The 16841-nt window shown below is 36.5% G+C and carries 15 protein-coding genes, 1 tRNA gene, 2 pseudogenes and 1 CRISPR repeat array; of the genes and pseudogenes, 7 read left to right on the forward strand and 11 right to left on the reverse strand.

The features are described 5' to 3' along the window. The first annotated feature begins 15 nt into the window (after nt 1-15). A CRISPR array of direct repeats spans nt 16-347; the repeat unit is 37 nt; unit sequence GTAGGAAAATAAGACCTGATGAATAAGGGATTGCGAC. A 56-nt stretch (nt 348-403) separates the two neighbouring features. Beyond that, nucleotides 404-760 carry a four helix bundle protein gene (locus AB1422_05390; protein MEW6618768.1) on the forward strand — a complete coding sequence of 119 codons (357 nt, stop codon included), beginning with the start codon at nt 404-406 and terminating at the stop codon, nt 758-760. A 345-nt stretch (nt 761-1105) separates the two neighbouring features. Here the strand turns inward: AB1422_05390 and AB1422_05395 are convergent, their stop codons facing one another. Further along, on the reverse strand, nt 1106-1309 hold the full coding sequence (locus AB1422_05395; protein MEW6618769.1) for a hypothetical protein: 204 nt from the start codon (nt 1307-1309) through the stop codon (nt 1106-1108). Between the two features lie 313 nt (nt 1310-1622). Between AB1422_05395 and AB1422_05400 the strand changes: the two genes are divergently transcribed. The 4 genes from AB1422_05400 (at nt 1623) to murC (ending at nt 7109) form a co-directional block, all read left to right on the forward strand. Further along, a tRNA-Glu gene (locus AB1422_05400) sits at nt 1623-1698 on the forward strand. Nucleotides 1699-1722: 24 nt separating this feature from the next. After that, nucleotides 1723-3261: a bifunctional phosphoribosylaminoimidazolecarboxamide formyltransferase/IMP cyclohydrolase gene (gene purH, locus AB1422_05405; protein ID MEW6618770.1), complete on the forward strand. Its 1539-nt coding sequence runs from the start codon at nt 1723-1725 to the stop codon at nt 3259-3261. 673 nt (nt 3262-3934) lie between these two features. Beyond that, the gene (locus AB1422_05410; GenBank protein MEW6618771.1) at nt 3935-5425 is read left to right on the forward strand and encodes a clostripain-related cysteine peptidase; all 1491 of its coding nucleotides are present in this window, start codon (nt 3935-3937) and stop codon (nt 5423-5425) included. Between the two features lie 364 nt (nt 5426-5789). Beyond that, nucleotides 5790-7109, forward strand: coding sequence for a UDP-N-acetylmuramate--L-alanine ligase (murC, locus tag AB1422_05415; protein ID MEW6618772.1), 1320 nt, complete (start codon nt 5790-5792; stop codon nt 7107-7109). 54 nt (nt 7110-7163) lie between these two features. On the opposite strand, the gene AB1422_05420 is transcribed toward murC, so the two are convergent. From AB1422_05420 to AB1422_05465, 10 genes and pseudogenes are all read right to left on the reverse strand, one after another. Continuing rightward, the gene (locus tag AB1422_05420) at nt 7164-8171 is read right to left on the reverse strand and encodes a hemolysin family protein (protein ID MEW6618773.1); all 1008 of its coding nucleotides are present in this window, start codon (nt 8169-8171) and stop codon (nt 7164-7166) included. A gap of 3 nt (nt 8172-8174) precedes the next feature. Beyond that, nucleotides 8175-8879: a diacylglycerol kinase gene (locus AB1422_05425; GenBank protein MEW6618774.1), complete on the reverse strand. Its 705-nt coding sequence runs from the start codon at nt 8877-8879 to the stop codon at nt 8175-8177. A 14-nt stretch (nt 8880-8893) separates the two neighbouring features. Further along, nucleotides 8894-9067, reverse strand: a complete 174-nt coding sequence (locus tag AB1422_05430) for a hypothetical protein (protein ID MEW6618775.1) — start codon at nt 9065-9067, stop codon at nt 8894-8896. Between the two features lie 34 nt (nt 9068-9101). Then, complete coding sequence (locus AB1422_05435; protein ID MEW6618776.1) at nt 9102-9230, reverse strand: hypothetical protein; 129 nt, start codon at nt 9228-9230, stop codon at nt 9102-9104. Between the two features lie 39 nt (nt 9231-9269). Then, entirely contained in the window at nt 9270-9719 is a 450-nt protein-coding gene (gene ybeY / locus AB1422_05440) for an rRNA maturation RNase YbeY (protein MEW6618777.1), read from the reverse strand. Continuing rightward, on the reverse strand, nt 9661-11958 hold the full coding sequence (locus tag AB1422_05445; GenBank protein ID MEW6618778.1) for an HDIG domain-containing metalloprotein: 2298 nt from the start codon (nt 11956-11958) through the stop codon (nt 9661-9663). Before AB1422_05445 ends, ybeY begins: the two co-directional genes overlap by 59 nt. Next, on the reverse strand, nt 11939-12904 hold the full coding sequence (locus tag AB1422_05450; GenBank protein MEW6618779.1) for a PhoH family protein: 966 nt from the start codon (nt 12902-12904) through the stop codon (nt 11939-11941). The genes AB1422_05445 and AB1422_05450 overlap by 20 nt, the downstream gene beginning before the upstream one ends. Nucleotides 12905-12910: 6 nt before the next feature. Then, nucleotides 12911-13945 carry an efflux RND transporter periplasmic adaptor subunit gene (locus tag AB1422_05455; protein ID MEW6618780.1) on the reverse strand — a complete coding sequence of 345 codons (1035 nt, stop codon included), beginning with the start codon at nt 13943-13945 and terminating at the stop codon, nt 12911-12913. 37 nt (nt 13946-13982) lie between these two features. Further along, nucleotides 13983-14480 (reverse strand): HIT domain-containing protein, encoded by a 498-nt coding sequence (locus AB1422_05460; GenBank protein ID MEW6618781.1) that lies wholly within the window; start codon nt 14478-14480, stop codon nt 13983-13985. A 152-nt stretch (nt 14481-14632) separates the two neighbouring features. Beyond that, nucleotides 14633-14845, reverse strand: a pseudogene (locus AB1422_05465) (GxxExxY protein). A 106-nt stretch (nt 14846-14951) separates the two neighbouring features. On the opposite strand from AB1422_05465, the pseudogene AB1422_05470 reads away from it, so the two are divergent. After that, nucleotides 14952-15131, forward strand: a pseudogene (locus AB1422_05470) (DnaJ domain-containing protein). 870 nt (nt 15132-16001) lie between these two features. Next, complete coding sequence (locus tag AB1422_05475; GenBank protein ID MEW6618782.1) at nt 16002-16514, forward strand: UvrB/UvrC motif-containing protein; 513 nt, start codon at nt 16002-16004, stop codon at nt 16512-16514. The last annotated feature ends 327 nt before the right edge of the window (nt 16515-16841 follow it).

Here is a 16841-nt window from a genome sequence, read left to right on the forward strand (position 1 = left end):
AGTAACTTCTCCTTGGTAGGAAAATAAGACCTGATGAATAAGGGATTGCGACGTAAAAATCTGTCTTCATTATTTATTAACCTCTTGATGTAGGAAAATAAGACCTGATGAATAAGGGATTGCGACATTTTAATTCTCCTATATGTCCTCAATTTCATTTCTTGTAGGAAAATAAGACCTGATGAATAAGGGATTGCGACAATTAAAGAGAGGATTCGCTGCGAATCGGTTTCTCCGTAGGAAAATAAGACCTGATGAATAAGGGATTGCGACTCTATATAATAGATGATAAGAAAAAATTTTTTTATTTGTAGGAAAATAAGACCTGATGAATAAGGGATTGCGACGAAGAAAACGGGGCTCGGGACTCGGGACTCGGGACTCGGGGAAAAAGGAGGGTGAAATGAAAGATTATAAGGAGTTAGAAGTATGGCAGAAAGCTACTGATTTAGTAGTAGAAATATACAAGGAAACGAAATCTTTTCCTCAAGAGGAAAGGTATGGATTAACCTCACAGATGCAAAGGGCAGCCATTTCAGTTTCAGCAAATATAGCTGAAGGGTGGGCTCGAGGCTCAACGAGAGAATATATTCAATTTTTGATGATAGCCAGAGGTTCTCTGATGGAATTAGAAACACATCTGATTATCTCTAAAAGATTAAGTTACATTCAACCTCAGGTTTTAGAGGGGATGGAAAAAAGGATAGTGAGTATTTGTATGATGTTGAATCGTTTGATTCAAAGTCTCAAGAAACATTAATTTCTCTTCCCGAGCCCCGAACTTAACGACCTGATGAATAAGGGATTGCGAGAAAGAAAACGGGACTCGGGGTCCGGGACTCGGGACTCGGGGGAAATTCCCCGTGCCCCGAGCCCCGCGTCCCGTGTCCCGAACTTAACGACCTGATGAATAGGGGATTGCGACAAGAAAAACAAAAATGAAAATTTTTCGACCTGTGCAGGTAGAAAATTAAGGAAGCAGATTTTTAATAGTAAGCGGGTGGATTTAGTAAGCGGATTTAACGGATTTAGCGGAAAAAGAAATAAAAAAAAATCCGCTCAATCCGTTTAATCCGCTTACAATAAAAAAATGTAATCTGTTTAATCAGCTTACAAAAAAATTCGACCTGTGAAATAGAAATATTTGTGTAAGAAGGGGGATAAGGGGATAAAGGAGATATGGAGATATCAGAGCTAAAGAAAAGGCAGATTTTAGAAAAGTGGAATTAGAATAATATCCCCTTATCTCCTTAATCTTCCTATCTCCTTTTCGGACACCAAGTAGTGGAGTATAATTTTGTTTTCCCATGTCGATTTTTTTTATTCTGAGATAAACATTTTACTTGCAAATTTTTAATTTATATGTTATTATTAATCAGATGACTAAATAGTTACATTAAATGTAACTATTCACCACGAAGGGTACGGAGAGCACGAAGTGAAATTTGATGAATTATCGAATAGAGTCATTGGATGCGCTATAGCGGTGCATCGAACTCTTGGACCAGGTTTGCTTGACACCGTGAAGAGTGATAATTCACAATTGACAATTCACCATTCACCATTATTAAGGAAATTTAGGGAAAAAATTGTGAATGGTGAATAGTTACCATTAAATCAATGTCCCCATCGACTAGAGGCCCAGGTCACCACCCTTTCAAGGTGGCAGCGGGGGTTCGAATCCCCCTGGGGACACCAGTTTTATCTTAAGGTAAAAATGAAATGATTAAGGTTAAACGAGCATTAATTAGTGTTGCAGATAAACAAGGATTACTTAATCTGGCAAATTACCTGGTCCAGATAAATGTTGAGATTATTTCCACAGGTGGCACTTCTAAAACCCTGCAAGAGGCAGGAATACCTGTTATTCCTGTTTCAGCAATAACTAATTTCCCGGAGATGTTAGATGGAAGGGTAAAAACATTACATCCTAATATCCATGCAGGAATTTTAGCTCAACGCACATCAGAACATCTTAAACAACTTGAAGAACACAATATTAAACCAATTGACTTAGTTATTATTAATCTTTATCCCTTTGCCAAAACCATTGCTAAACCCAATGTTACCTTAGAAGAAGCCATTGAAAATATTGATATTGGCGGTCCAACGATGATTCGTGCTGCGGCTAAAAATTATAATTATGTCGGCGTAATCACCTCTCCTGAAAGATATGAAGATGTTCTTATGGAACTTAAGAAAAATGATGGTTGTTTATCATTAGAATTAAGTTATAAATTAGCCTGTGAGGCATTTGCTCACACCGCTCAATATGATGCCATTATCCATCAATATTTAGAAAAAGATTTATTCCCTCAAACCTTAAATTTAACTTATCAAAAGGCACAATCCTTAAGATATGGTGAAAATCCTCATCAGCAAGCCGCATTCTATAGAAATCCACAAAACACTATCCCGGGAGTCAGTAATGCAAAACAACTGCACGGCAAAGAACTCTCTTACAATAATCTCTTAGACCTTGATTCGGCATTAGAATTGGTCAAGGAATTTGAAGAAGATTTTGCCTGTGTTATCGTCAAACATAATAATCCTTGTGGAGTAGCGGTAACAGATAATCAACTCACAGCATATCAACTTGCTTATGAAACAGATTCAACATCTGCTTTTGGGGGAATAATTAGTTTTAATCAAGGTGTAGAAAAAGATACCGCAGAAGAATTGGTTAAAACATTTATTGAGGCAATTATTGCCCCTGGATTTACGAAAGAGGCACTTGAAATCCTTAAAACAAAAAAGGACTTGAGGCTTTTGGAAGTAGCTCCCTGGCAAAGAAATCCCTCATATCCACTTCACTTAAGAAGTGTTGTTGGTGGATTACTTATCCAGGAGTCTGATGTCCAAAAAATCACAGCTCAAGATTTTAAAGTAGTCAGTAGACGACAACCTACACCACAAGAAATAAAGGCAATGCTTTTTGGTTGGAAGGTAGTAAAGCATATCAAATCTAATGCTATCGTTTTATGCAAAGGAGATAGAACTCTGAGTATAGGTGCAGGTCAAATGTCAAGAGTAGATTCGGTGAAAATTGCTATTAATAAAGCAGGAAGTAACGCCTTTGGAAGTATTATGGCTTCAGATGCCTTTTTTCCTTTTAGAGATGGAATTGACCTATCTGATAGAGCGGGTGTTAGAGCCGTAATTCAACCCGGCGGCTCCATTAGAGACGAAGAAATAATCAAGGCAATAGATGAATATGGTATGGCAATGGTATTTACTGGTGTGAGACATTTTAGACATTAGATTATTAGTTTCCTTATCCCCTTTATTTCCCTTTTCTGATTTTAAGCACTAAGCAAAGGAGGTGATAAAAAAAGTATGTAAGAGTTCAGATAGGATAAATAGGGCTTCACGAAATTATAAACTAAGTAATCGGTTAAATGGTAACTGGTAACTAATTACCATTCACCAGTTACCAATTACCAGAAATAAGGAGAAAGGGAGAAGATGGAGAAGTGGAGAAAAGAAGAGTTAAGTGATAGGATTATTAATGCCTGTATTAATGTCCATAAAAAGTTAGTCTCGTGTTGAACAAATAACGCACGGAATTTGATTCTGGTAACTGGTGATTGGTAACTGGTAATTAAATACCGTTCGGCTGAGCTCAGGACGAAACTATTTAACCAATTACCAGTTACCAATTATCCGTTTGCAGGTTACGAAACCTGATGATGCCCCGTGCAAAACTTACTCAACACGACATCAGGATTGATGTCCGAAGGGTGGAGCAAGAAAAAGTTTGAGCCAATTCTCCCTTTTCCCCATTTCTCCTTGTTTACACTTCTAATGTATAGCCCTGAACGGTTACAAAAATATTTTCAATAGGACTTCACGAAATTAAAAGCAAGTAACTGGTAAATGGCAACTAATTACCATTCACCAATTACCAATTACCAAATAAAAGGAGGATAAAAAAATGTTAAAAAGAATAAGTATCTTTTTAGGAGTAGTGATTTTAAGCGGGTTTATTGGGATAGCAAATTTAGAGGCACAAGATTATGGAATCGATATCTCCACAAATCAATCGGGTTATACCTCAGGGGATACCTTGATAGAAAGTGCCCATCTATGGAACTCAACTTTAGAAAATAAAGTTGTAGATATAAAAAATTGGGTTAGTTGTCCTTCACCAGTGGGATTAATCTCAATTCATAACATTCCGGGGTTTTCATTACCCGCTGGGTTTGATTTCACCGGGGATGTATTTTCCTATGTATTTGGAGGTTCTGAGCCAGAAGGAACATACAGTCTGGGAGCAAGATTAATTCATTCTGTTACTGGTGATATTTTAAGTCAGGATTTTGCCCCATTTAGTTTTGGCCCTGTTGCTATGAAGGAATGGACCTATCTGGTCTATATTGCGGCGGATAATAATTTAGAAGATGCAGGGATTGATGATTTTCTTGAAATGGCAACAGTTGGCTCGAGTGATGATGTAAATATAGTTGTTCAGTTTGACCGTATTTCCGGGTATGATACAAGTTATGAAGATTGGAAAACTACAAAGAGATTTTTAATTACGCCGGGTATGACGCCGACACCAGCAAATGCTTTAATGGACATAGGTGAGGCAAATATGGGCGATATGCAGGTATTAAAAGACTTTGTGGAATGGGGAATGACCAATTATCCTGCAAATAAATATGCCCTTGTGCTCTGGAATCACGGCAGTGGCATATTGCCAAAATTGGGAGAACAAGCAGTCAGAGGTGTATGCTGGGATGATACAAATGGTGGTTATTTAACGATGGATGAGGTAGAAACAGCACTCTCTGGCAAAATGATGAATTTCTTAGGTTATGATGCGTGTTTGATGGCGATGATTGAGGTTGCTTATGAACCTAAAGTCTCATCAGAGATAATGGTGGGTTCGGAAGAAACCGAGCCATGGGATGGTTGGCCATATGACCCAATTCTGGCACAACTGGTTGTTAATCCGGGTATGGATGCCGCTTTCTTAGGTTCAATTACGGTAAGAGAGTATATTAATTCTTATGCAGGGGATCCTTATGTAACATTATCTGCGATCCAGACTACAGCCGCTCTGGATAATTTAGCCACTGCGGTAAGTAACCTGGCAGATGCGATGGTTGCCTGCGGACAATGGACTAACATTAAAGCCGCTCGCTTAGCCGCAGAAGACTTTGGAACTGGCGTTGACCTCTATGATTTTGCCGAAGAGATTTACTATCGAGTTACAGACCCTACGGTTCAAAGTGCCGCAATAGCGGTAGGAAATGCGATTAATAATGCGGTCATTGCCGAAGCACATTACTCAGGTCATCCAGGTGCCCATGGGATAGTTATATATTTCCCAACCACCGGTCCTTCAGCAAGTTATCTTTCGACTAACTTTGCAATTAATACAACCTGGGATGAATTTTTAGCTGAATACGCAACCCATTAATCAATACAAAGTAAAAATGTAACCGTTTAGGTAATCCTTTACCGCAGAGACGCAGAGAAACAGAGAGGAAAATATCTTTTTTTCGTGTTTATCGCGTTCTTCGGTGTTTAAAAAGGCTTAAAAACAGTTAGTCAAAAGTAAGTATTAAAAGATTAATAAACAACGAAAGCCTCGAGAGGCACACAAAAAAAGGAAATTTCTGTCTCTGGTGAATAGATTTTAATTTTTTCTCTGCGTCTCTGTGTCTCTGCGGTGAACAGTTACCCATCTCCTTTCTTACGCTTAAGAAAGACTTCTCTAAAATCCTACTTCTTCCCATTCCTGAGATAGAGTTATTATTTACTTAAGGAGTAAAAAATAAATCATGAGGTATCATTTTGTCGGTATTGGTGGAAGTGGAATGAGTGCCTTAGCCCAAATACTTTCCGACGCTAATGTCTCAGGCTCGGATAGATATTATGATTCAGGCATTAATACCGAACTTTTTGATAAACTTAAAACTGCAGGAATCTCTGTATTTAAACAAGATGGTTCTGGAATTAAAGAAGATGTTAATAAAGTCATAGTCTCTACCGCTATTGAAGATGACAATCCTGATATTAAAAAAGCCAGAGAGAAAAATATACCTGTTATGAGGCGGGCAGAACTATTAGCTGAGATTTTCAATGCCAGTAAGGTAGGAATTGCCGTTACCGGCACAAGTGGGAAAACAACTACTACGGCAATGATTGGCTTTATCCTGCATCAACTTGGGTTAGCACCAACGATTATCAACGGCGGGATAATGAAAGATTTCAACAATAATTGTTTGAAAGGTAATTCAGAATTAATGGTCATCGAGGCAGATGAAAGCGATGGTTCTTGTGGTTTATATAAACCAACTATTGGCGTGGTGACAAATATTCACCTTGACCATAAATCCTTAGATGAACTGGAAGTTATTTTCTCCAAATTTGCCACAAATGTTAAAGAAACGCTTATTTTAAATGCAGATTGTCATCCAGATTTAAAATCAAAAACGAGTTTTGGCATTGAAAAAAAGGCAACCATTCATCCAACAAAATTAAAATTATACCCACAAAAATCTCATTTCTCCCTTGAAAATACCCAATATATCCTTCCCTTACCGGGAATTCATAATGTTTATAATGCTTTAGCGGCTATTGCCGTGGTTAAGACTTTAGGTTTTAGCAACAAAGAAATAAGTGAAGCGTTGGGTAAGTTTAAAGGGATAAAAAGGCGATTTGAGATAGTCGGCAAAAAAAAGGGAATTACGGTCATAGATGATTATGCCCATAATCCGGACAAGATTAAAGCCACACTTATTACCCTTAAAGGACAGTTCCCAAAAGTTATCGTTATTTTCCAACCACATGGTTTTGGTCCAACTCGATTATTAAAACAAGGATTTATCCAGGTATTTAAAGAAGAATTAAGACCACAGGATATTTTATATATGCCAGAGATTTACTATGTCGGCGGCACAGTGACAAAGGATATTTCTTCAAATGACATTATTATCGCTTTGCAAAAAGAGGGTTTACAGGCAATCTATTGCCCGGAGCGAAGAAAGATAATTCCTCAGGTTATTGAAAAGGTTTCATCTGGCGATGCGGTAATCATTATGGGAGCACGGGATGATACCTTATCTAAATTTTGCCTGGATATTTTAGCGGAATTATAGCAGTTATAGTGGTTATTAGTCAAAATCTCTATGAGAACTTTTTGTTAATAACTACTATACTTTCTCTTCAGGATACCCATCGTGTATTTCTCCGACTATTTCTTCTAATAAATCCTCCATAGTGACTATTCCAACTATTTTTTTAGATTCATCTTTGACAATAGCCAGTTGGAGATGCCTTTTCTGAAATTCTTTAAGCAGGTCGTTGATTTTTTTAGAAGGCAAGACAAAATAAGCCGGTTTAATTAATTTTTGCCAGTTAGTCTGATTTTTAAGGCTGATTAGAAAGTCTTTAACATGAAGGATGCCGATAATTTCTTCTCCTTTATAAACAGGCATTCTCGAATGGCCTTCTTTAATCATCAAGGATAAGATTTTATCTGTGGAGTCTTCGTCTATTTTCACACAAACCATCTTATTTTGTGGCGTCATTACTTCCTCTACCTTATGGTCACCAAATTCAAAGATAGAATGAATTAGTTTTTGTTCATGTGCCTTTAACACCCCTTCTCTTGCCCCAATGTCAACTATTGTTCTAATTTCTTCCTCAGTCAACTCCTTGTCTTTAATAAAAAATTTATGTTTTTCTATTAACAGAATGATTAAATGAGTTAGCCAGGATAAGACTATTTTCAATGGAGCTAAGAGGATGGAGAAATACCGCAGAGGATATGTAACCCAGGGGGCAATTTGAGAGGATTTTGTAGCGCCAAGTGTAATTGGGACAATCTCACCAAAAAATAAAATTAAAATTGTCATCACAAAAATAGCCAATCCGGTGGCTATTACCTCGTTAATGCCAATTTTCCCACATAAATTAATGGCGATAAATGTCGCTATGGATGAGGCAGTAATATTAACCAGAGTAGTTCCGATTAGAAGGGTTGTCAGAAGTTCTTTGGGATTTTCTAATAACCTTGAAATTCTCTTTTGTGCCCTATCACTTAGCTGTTTTATTTTTAACTTTGATAGAGCAAAAAGAGCCGCCTCTGCCCCGGAAAAAAAAGCGGATAAACATAAGAGTATCCCTATACAAATCAGGAATAAGATTAAATTATCCAAAAATTATCCCACCCCACAGATTACAAAGATTAAAAGTGTAATTAATCCGCCAACTAAAGCACCAATAACTACTTCTTGCAAGGAATGAATTCCTGTTTTCCATCTAGTGTGACAGAGTAAAATCGCAACAATCAGCACCAGTAAAGAAATAAATATATTTCTACTAACAAATGTAACAATTACCCAGATACAAAAGCTAACCGCACTATGACCTGAAGGCATTCCACCTCTCAAAAAAGTTCCTTTGCCAACACAGGCTTTAATTGCAACCACCGCGATTAAGACTAAAGATAAACTGACAAAGGACAGATGTATGGGATTATATTCTGTTCTTATTACCACTGGAGAAGGAAGATGTATTCGATTGTATAAGATTAAATAACCAATAGATAAAGCAATTATCGAGGCAATCAATACTGCTCCGGCACCAATATCTTTAGCCGTGCCTGCGACTTTATGATGGGTATCAATAATTAAATCAACAATGGATTCTATTGCGGTATTGAGCATTTCACTAATTAACACTAAACCAATGGCAAAAAAGATTGCCACTAATTCAATTCGAGTTAAATCTAAGAATAAACTTGCCAGTAAAACAAGCACCATTACGGAGACATGCAATTGCATATTGCGTTGTGTCTTTAATCCATGAATAATGCCTGATATGGCAAAATTAAAGCTATCGGATAAGCCTTTAAATAGTTTCATTTTTTTATCTCGCCCTATTTTGATAATTGGTAAATGGTAATTAAATATCGGTAACCGTTCAGGCTATATATCAAAAGTGTAAGAAAGGGGATAAGGAGATAAGAGTGATATGGAGATAAGATAATAGAAATAGATTGAAATTTATAGAAATAGGTAGAAATTGATTGTGGAAAACAACAAATTTCCATAAATTTCTATTAGTTTCTATTAATTTCAATTTTTTTAATAATATCTCCCTATCTCCTTAATCTCCACATCTCCTTTTGTTACACCACCTGAACGCTTACAAAAAAAGGAAATTTCTGTCTCTGGTGAATAGATTTTAATTTTTTCTCTGCGTCTCTGTGGCATCTTGCGGTGAACGGTTACGCCATTTTAACCAATTACCAATTATCCGTTTGCTGTAACCAATTTAAGTATTTCTTCCATTCTCACAACCATTGGTTCTTCTGGTAAATTCTGCGGGCTATGGTCATAGCCTAAAATATGCAATATCCCATGAATTAAAAGGATAGTCAGTTCTTTTTCAAAACTATGTTTATATTCCTTTGCCTGGCGCAAAACGGCATCCAGAGAGATAATAATTTCACCTAATAAGAGCCTATCCAAAAAGTTGATGCTTCCATTAATTTTTCCATAGCCAAAGGCTAAAACATCTGTTGGTTTATCTATCCGGCGGTATTCTTTATTTAACCTTTGAAGCAGTTCATCATCTCCTAAGACAATACTTACCTCGCCATTTGAGATGCCTTCATATTTCAGGGCAGTTTTAACTATCTGTTTAATCCAATTTGCCTTGAACTTCTTGTTTATCTTGTTGAGAATTGACACCTTTAACATCTTGAGTTTGCTCCGTAAATAGTGGAGATGGTTGTTGTTCCTTTTCTGGATATTCTACTCTGGCATGAAACAAGGTGATTAGAACCCTGGTGAATGCCTGGCTAATCTTATTTAAGTCTTTTAAAGTCAAGTCACATTCATCCAATTCGCCACTAATAAATCTATCATCAATGATTTTTTTAACCAATTTTTCAATTCGGGATGTTGTTGGTTTTATCAAAGTTCTGGAAGCGGCTTCGCAGGAATCAGCCAACATCACAATTGCCGCTTCTTTACTTTGAGGTTTTGGACCTAAATATGAGAATTCTGTCTCCTTAAATTCTTGTTCTTCGGTTGTCTCTTTTTCCCTTGCCTGATGATAAAAATAAGCCATAACCGATGAACCATGATGTTGTTGAATAATTTCGATAATTTCGTGCGGCAGACGATTTCGTTTAGCCACTTCAACACCGTCTTTGATATGGGAACGCAGGACTGAGGCAGAGAGTGTCGAACGCAGGACTTCATGGCGATTTCGTTCGAATTCTGTCTGGTTTTCTATAAAATACTCTGGTCTAATCATTTTACCAATATCGTGGTAGTAAGATGCGACTCGGGTTAATAAATAGTTAGCGCCAATAGCATTTGCTCCAGATTCAGCTATATTTCCGACTAAAAGGCTGTGGTGATAAGTTCCCGGGGCTTTCAATAGTAAATTTTTTAGAAGTGGGGCATTTAAGTCTGAGAGTTCAAATAAGGTAAAATTAGTGGCAATATTAAAAATACGCTCTAAATATAATAGTGACCCCATAGCAATAATAGTGGCGATAATTCCATTAGCTAAACTACCCAAAAGAAGATTTTGCTGGAGTAGTCCAAATGACTCCTGCCGAAACAGGCTATAACTAACAATGATTACACCCTGAGCAATTGCGGCGGCCACGCCAGCTCGAATAAGGTCACCCCTTAACTTTAATTGTGATGTTGTATAGACAGCGGCTAAACTACCAGCAACAAAAAGCAAGACAAATTCCATCCGCTCACCGACTAAAAGACCCACGCAGATATTTAAAATGACGGTGACAAATATCGCTATTTCCTGATTAAGTAAAACAGATAAAAGAATGGCAAAGGCACTCATTGGCATAAGGTGAAAAGGTAGATTAGTTGTTGAAATAACCTTAGCCAGGGCTATTGCCGTGATAATTATTAATCCAATCAGGCTTAAGTTTTTATTACGGATTAAAAGTTGGGATTGATATTTATAAAGGTAGATAAACGATAAGATTATCAATATGTATATCAATAAGATAAATCCTAAATTCCTTGTTGTTATCGCCGCACTGCGGTGTTTGGACAATTCGGCTAATTTCATCGCCGCATCCCTATCTACTTTCTCTCCTTCGCCAACAATCTTCTCCCCTTTACTTACCTTGCACCGGATAGGTTTCACGCCTTTAATTGCCTCTTTAGAGGCTTTTTTCGTCTCTTTTTCATTAAATTTTAAATTTAGCACAAGATAATTTTTAGCCAATTCAAATACCCCATCTTGAACTTTAGAAGAAGATATTCTCTTTGGATATAGTGGTGAAGATTCAGGTAAATCATTCAGGAAAAAGAAGTTTTCCGTTGTCTCAACTAATTTTTCTGATGTTCCATCTGTGGCAAGAATTCTTAATCTGATTCCAATAATAGTGTCTTTTGATAATTTATCTTTCGGGATATTGGTTATTCCATAGGTTAGCCAGGTTTTTAATAGTAAAGTTATATCTTCTTCTATTTCAGAAAGTTCTGGGTAATTTAGAATAGCCTTTAAATTTTTATCTGAAAGATTGATATTTGGGAATTTTTCTCTAAATTTTAAGCAGGTTTTTTCTAATTCAAACTTTTTTTCCTCCTTTATTTTTCTTGTTTCTTCAAATAAATTCTTTATTTTTGGAAGGACAGATGGGATAACTTTCAGGTCTAAGTTATAAACAGGATTAACCTTAGCCACAGCGGATTCCCTTGCCACTTTAGTCATAAAGGTATTCTCATATAAAAAGTCATAAGGGGCTTTAATAAGATTTGGACTGACTTCTGTTTCTTTAGGGTAGGGGGTGATAATTAAATTAGGGGTGATAAGTAGCGATAAAATGCCCAATATCAATATGATTAATAGAGTCCTGCCTGTTTTTTTACCTAAAAAAACTGATTTTAACAGGGGAATATATTTTGAAACCCTTTCTTGTTCAAATATTTTATGTCCCTTTCTTCGCATCTTCAAACTCCTCATAGGCTTTAATTATATCCGAGACAAGGCGATGTCTGACAACATCAGTTTTATCAAAATAAACAAAACTAATTCCCTCAATTGCGGACAAAATAGTTTGGATTTCAACTAAGCCGGAGATTGAAGTTGACGGCAGGTCTATCTGGGTAATATCTCCGGTAATCACTGCCTTAGAGTCAAAACCTAATCTTGTCAAAAACATCTTCATTTGCTCATGTGTTGTATTTTGTGCCTCATCTAAAATCACGAATGAGTCATTAAGAGTCCGTCCTCGCATAAAGGCTAATGGTGCGACTTCAATCACCCCTTCATTTAATAAATAATGGAATTTCTCTATCCCAATCATATCAAAAATGGCATCATACAAAGGTCTTAAGTATGGGTCAACTTTATCCAGCATATCCCCGGGTAGAAATCCTAATCTTTCTCCAGCCTCAATTGCTGGTCGAGTCAGGATAATTCTTGCCACCTCTTTTTTTAACAAACTTGAGACCGCCATCGCCACGGCTAAATATGTTTTACCCGTGCCCGCAGGACCTATGCCAAAAACAATATCATATTGTTGAATTGCCTCGATATACCTTCTTTGTCCCAATGTTTTTGGTCTAATTGGCTTTCCTCGTTCAGAGACATATATTGCCTCCTGAAAAACAGAGACAAGGTCTATATTTTTACTCTGGCTGAGCATTTTTAATGAATATTTTATCTCAGGTGTGCGGACAACATGGCCTGAGTGAAAGATTGATAACAGATCTTCCAATAGTTTCTTTATTGAATGAACATCTTTATTTTCTCCTTTAATGATTAATTCATTGCCTCTTGAGATGATTTTAGTTGTTGGAAATTCCTCCCGAATGAGGCGTAAATTCTCATCATTTCTACCTAAGATGTTCACTACTTCTTCATCATTGGCAAAGATAATTTTTTCTTCCATCGTCCCTCATTCTCTCACCTTCATTCCCTCTTTTAGTTTAAGACTTCCAGCAGAGAGAATTATCTTATCCTGCGGTGTGAGACCAAAGATTATCTCTGTTTGATTTTGATTAGTTATGCCTATGCGGACAACTCGTTTTGTGGCAACTCCATCTTTATAAAGATAGACAAAACTTTGCCTGCCTTCTTTAAATATTGCCTCAGAGTCTAAAAGAACAACATTCTCTTTATGCTCGGTTAATATTTTTACTTCTACCCGTTTTCCTAATTTTATTTCAGGTAGTTTTTTAGAGGTATCCAATTCAATTATAACTTTAGAACTTACTTCTTCAGGTTGAATAGACTTGACATATCCAGACAATTCTAAATCCTCAAGTTTAATGGACGCATCCTGACCTAACTTTACCCTTCTCGCATCAATACTTAAGAGATTGACAGATACCTGCAATTTCTCTAAGTCAACTATTTTCATTAAAACTTCATTTTGGAGAACATACTGCCCTGGTAAAACTCTTTTTTCTATAACTGTTCCTGAATGAGGGGCTAAATAAATTAAGTTATTTAGTTGTTCTTGAGCAAGTCTCAGGTTTTCAAGAGATATATTTTTTTCGACTAAAGCCTTTTTATACGCACTTTCACTATTTTTAACCTCGTCTTCTAATACCTCTTGTTTTCCATAAAGCCCTGTAGTTGTTATTAATAATTGTTCTGCCTGTATCAGTATCCTTTTTGTTAGGTCTAATTGTGATTGTGCCTCTTTAACCATTTTTTCTGCCTCCTGTTGATTAAAGATAATAAGTTCCTGTCCAGAGGTAACATTATTATTTTCCTCAACCAAAACTTTATCTACCACGCCCTTAGCCTTCGCACAAATTTCTGTTTTAAGTTGGGCATCTATAGTTCCGGTGGTTAAGAGGCAAGAATCTATTTTACTGATAGTTGGTGTAATTATTCTTACCTTTGGAAATTTTACTCCTCTAAAAATCACCAGACAAATTATCACGCAAGTAGCAATAAAAAACAGCCCGATAAGTTTTTTCATTATTTCCCCTTTTTACAGATTTTCAGACAGACAGATTCTAACTTCTCGCCTCTGTCTTTAGAAATGCCTCTTTAAACTTCTTCAGCGTTTCATTTGGGTCTTCGATAATGACTCGTGCCTTACCTACAATATCAATAAGTCCAATCTCATTTCTGTATCTTGGAATGATGTGAAGATGAAGATGTTCAATACTTGCTCCACTGACATAACCTATGTTATAACCAACATTAAATCCTGACGGAGAATAAAGTTTTTCGATAATATTTAATGTCATCGTTGTTAAATTATTAAGTTCTAATACCTGGTCATCGCTGAGTTGTCTTGGGTCGATTAGATGCTTTTTCGGGAAAATCATTAAATGTCCTGGATTATATGGATAGAGATTAAGCGAGATGATAAAATGCTTTGTGTGATAAATATCAAGTTTCGTTACCTTTGGGTTTCTTTTATTAATCGCACATAAGATACATTTTACCTTTGGTTTATTTCCTTTTACATAGGATAGTTTATCCGGGATAAATAGATGTGTTTCCATTTTTTTCTATTTAAGATTATACCATTTAAGACAAGAAAGTCAAGAAAAATTTAAGTAATTATTTACCCGGGTGAAGTGAGACAGACTTTTTTACACAATTTCTGCCATAATGTAACTATTCACCGCAGAGACGCGGAGACACAGAGAAAAAATTAAAATCTATTGGCTATACGCTTAATTCCATCTCTTAGAACAGAAACATTAAAATTGATCAATAAACCTATCCTTTTATTCATCATTTTTAGATAGGTTAAAAGTTGAGCTTCGTGAATCGGAAGTAGTTGCTCGACTGCTTTTAATTCTACGATAACTTTTTCTTCAACTAAAAGATCTATCCGGTATCCACAATCTAATTTAAATCCTTTTTTCTCTGTTCCTCTGCGTCTCTGCGGTGAATAGTTACGCCATAATTATAAAATTCTTGACAATTTAATTAATAATGTGATATAATAAATACTGAAGAGAATAATAATGATAAAGAGTAAATCAGCGTATTATAAGGTATTAAACTTAAATCCTATGGCTAATTTAGAGGAGATAAAGAAGGCTTATCGCCAATTAGCCAAGGTCTATCATCCTGATTTAAATCCAGGCAGGGAAAAGGTTGCTGAAGAGAAATTTAAAGAGATAGCCGAGGCGTATGATGTTTTAAAAAAGTCTGCACCATCTGAAGTAGGTATTCCTCGATATACAGCACCGCAACCTCCACCAACACAAGAAAAATATCCATTTGAGCAAGATGCTTTTACTAATTTTGCTTATTATCCAACAACCTCATACCGCGATATATTTATAAATGTCTTCCTGACATTTAATTTCTATTTAAGTCTGGGGATTTTGGTATCTGCACCTTTTTTACCTTTACCTGGTGCGGGAAGTGAAACAGTGTATTCATTGTGTGGCTCTTTAATCGTATTATATCTATTTTTTACCTATCAAGGATATTTTATTACCGGGTGGTTTTTTGGGATATTGGCATTATTGGGTTGGTTACCGGTGGTTCTGGGTGAGTGTTCGTGGAAGGTAGGAATCTTTGCCTCAGCCGCTCCACTTGGCGCGATATGTAGTGCAAGCATTACAGGCATACTTTATCTTTGCTTTAAACTTACTCAAGCGGCTATCGAGGGGGCTAAAAATGTCTACTTTTACCTCGCTTTACCAAAGAAATAAAGTAGTTATTCAGCCACGGATTAGCACGGAGAAAGAGCAGAGGGCAGAAGGCAGAGGGTAGAGGGCAGAAGGCAGAGGGCAGAGGACAACAGGAGGAAAAACCTTCAGCCTAATTACGGACACGGATACCGGACACGATTTACGAATTTTCAGTGTTTCATCTGTATCCATTTGTGGCTGAACAGTTACAGATAATTTTACATTTTGATATGTAATTTTTATATTTGCTTTTTGCATTTTTATCTTTGGAGGAAATTGATAAAAATAGAGGTTTTAAATACCCGCTTAAAAACTACAGTTTCCTATTTTTGCAGAACTCTACAACCTTAACAATAATGGAGGTGATGACCAATGCTATGTGATGTCTGTCAAAAAGAAGAAGCAACGATATTTTATAAAGAAATGGTTAATAATAAATATTCAGAAATGCACCTATGTGAAAAATGTGCCTATGAACAAGGGGTAAAAAAATTCCAACTCCCTTCGGCAATTACTAATCTCCTTTCGGCTCTAACTGAATTAAGTCCAGAGGCATTACCCAGGCAAATGGTAGAGAAAAAATGCCCGGGGTGTAATTCTACTTATTCAGATTTTCGTGAACGAGGAAAGTTAGGTTGTAGTCAGTGTTATCAAGCATTTAATGAACCATTAGCAGATATCTTACGAAAGATTCATGGCAATATTCAACACATTGGTAAATCACCACTTAAAGTCGCGGTAACACAAACACAAGATATGACTAAAATAAAAGAGATTGAGGCACTCCGTAAGGCGTTAGATGAGGCGGTTAAAAGAGAAGAATATGAAGAGGCGGCTAATTTACGAGATAAAATTAGAGATTTAGAAAAAGAAATAGCATCTTGATTATAGCAAGGAGAAACGGACATGAGCCAAGGCTCACAAAGGGCAATGAAAATGGGAGAAGGACAACCCCCTAACCCCCTTTATTAAGGGGGAATATGTGTTCTAAACCAGAGGATACGAGTCTGTGGATACTATACTAATTCGCTAATCTCTAATTCACTAATTCGCTATTTTCAGGGGAAACGGGCATGTTCACAGGAGTGGACACAAAGTCTTATGGTGAAATGTCAAGTAAAAAATTAAGTTTTTTTAAAAATATTTTTCTTGACTTATATCCCTAAAAAGGCACAAAAATAGTATGTTCGGATACAAGTGAATTTTTTAAAT

Source organism: bacterium (genome assembly GCA_040757115.1).
In the GTDB taxonomy this organism is placed as follows: Bacteria; UBA9089; CG2-30-40-21; order CG2-30-40-21; family SBAY01; genus JBFLXS01.

What these genes read in the sequence shown, in the direction of transcription:
- murC (MEW6618772.1), top strand. Translation starts at nt 5,790, where the DNA reads ATGAGGTATCATTTTGTCGGTATTGGTGGAAGTGGAATGAGTGCCTTA.
- ybeY (MEW6618777.1), bottom strand. Translation starts at nt 9,719, where the DNA reads ATGTTAAAGGTGTCAATTCTCAACAAGATAAACAAGAAGTTCAAGGCA.
- AB1422_05430 (MEW6618775.1), bottom strand. Translation starts at nt 9,067, where the DNA reads ATGGAAATTTGTTGTTTTCCACAATCAATTTCTACCTATTTCTATAAA.
- purH (MEW6618770.1), top strand. Translation starts at nt 1,723, where the DNA reads ATGATTAAGGTTAAACGAGCATTAATTAGTGTTGCAGATAAACAAGGA.
- AB1422_05390 (MEW6618768.1), top strand. Translation starts at nt 404, where the DNA reads ATGAAAGATTATAAGGAGTTAGAAGTATGGCAGAAAGCTACTGATTTA.
- AB1422_05455 (MEW6618780.1), bottom strand. Translation starts at nt 13,945, where the DNA reads ATGAAAAAACTTATCGGGCTGTTTTTTATTGCTACTTGCGTGATAATT.
- AB1422_05450 (MEW6618779.1), bottom strand. Translation starts at nt 12,904, where the DNA reads ATGGAAGAAAAAATTATCTTTGCCAATGATGAAGAAGTAGTGAACATC.
- AB1422_05410 (MEW6618771.1), top strand. Translation starts at nt 3,935, where the DNA reads ATGTTAAAAAGAATAAGTATCTTTTTAGGAGTAGTGATTTTAAGCGGG.
- AB1422_05460 (MEW6618781.1), bottom strand. Translation starts at nt 14,480, where the DNA reads ATGGAAACACATCTATTTATCCCGGATAAACTATCCTATGTAAAAGGA.
- AB1422_05475 (MEW6618782.1), top strand. Translation starts at nt 16,002, where the DNA reads ATGCTATGTGATGTCTGTCAAAAAGAAGAAGCAACGATATTTTATAAA.
- AB1422_05435 (MEW6618776.1), bottom strand. Translation starts at nt 9,230, where the DNA reads ATGCCACAGAGACGCAGAGAAAAAATTAAAATCTATTCACCAGAGACA.
- AB1422_05425 (MEW6618774.1), bottom strand. Translation starts at nt 8,879, where the DNA reads ATGAAACTATTTAAAGGCTTATCCGATAGCTTTAATTTTGCCATATCA.
- AB1422_05445 (MEW6618778.1), bottom strand. Translation starts at nt 11,958, where the DNA reads ATGCGAAGAAAGGGACATAAAATATTTGAACAAGAAAGGGTTTCAAAA.
- AB1422_05395 (MEW6618769.1), bottom strand. Translation starts at nt 1,309, where the DNA reads ATGGGAAAACAAAATTATACTCCACTACTTGGTGTCCGAAAAGGAGAT.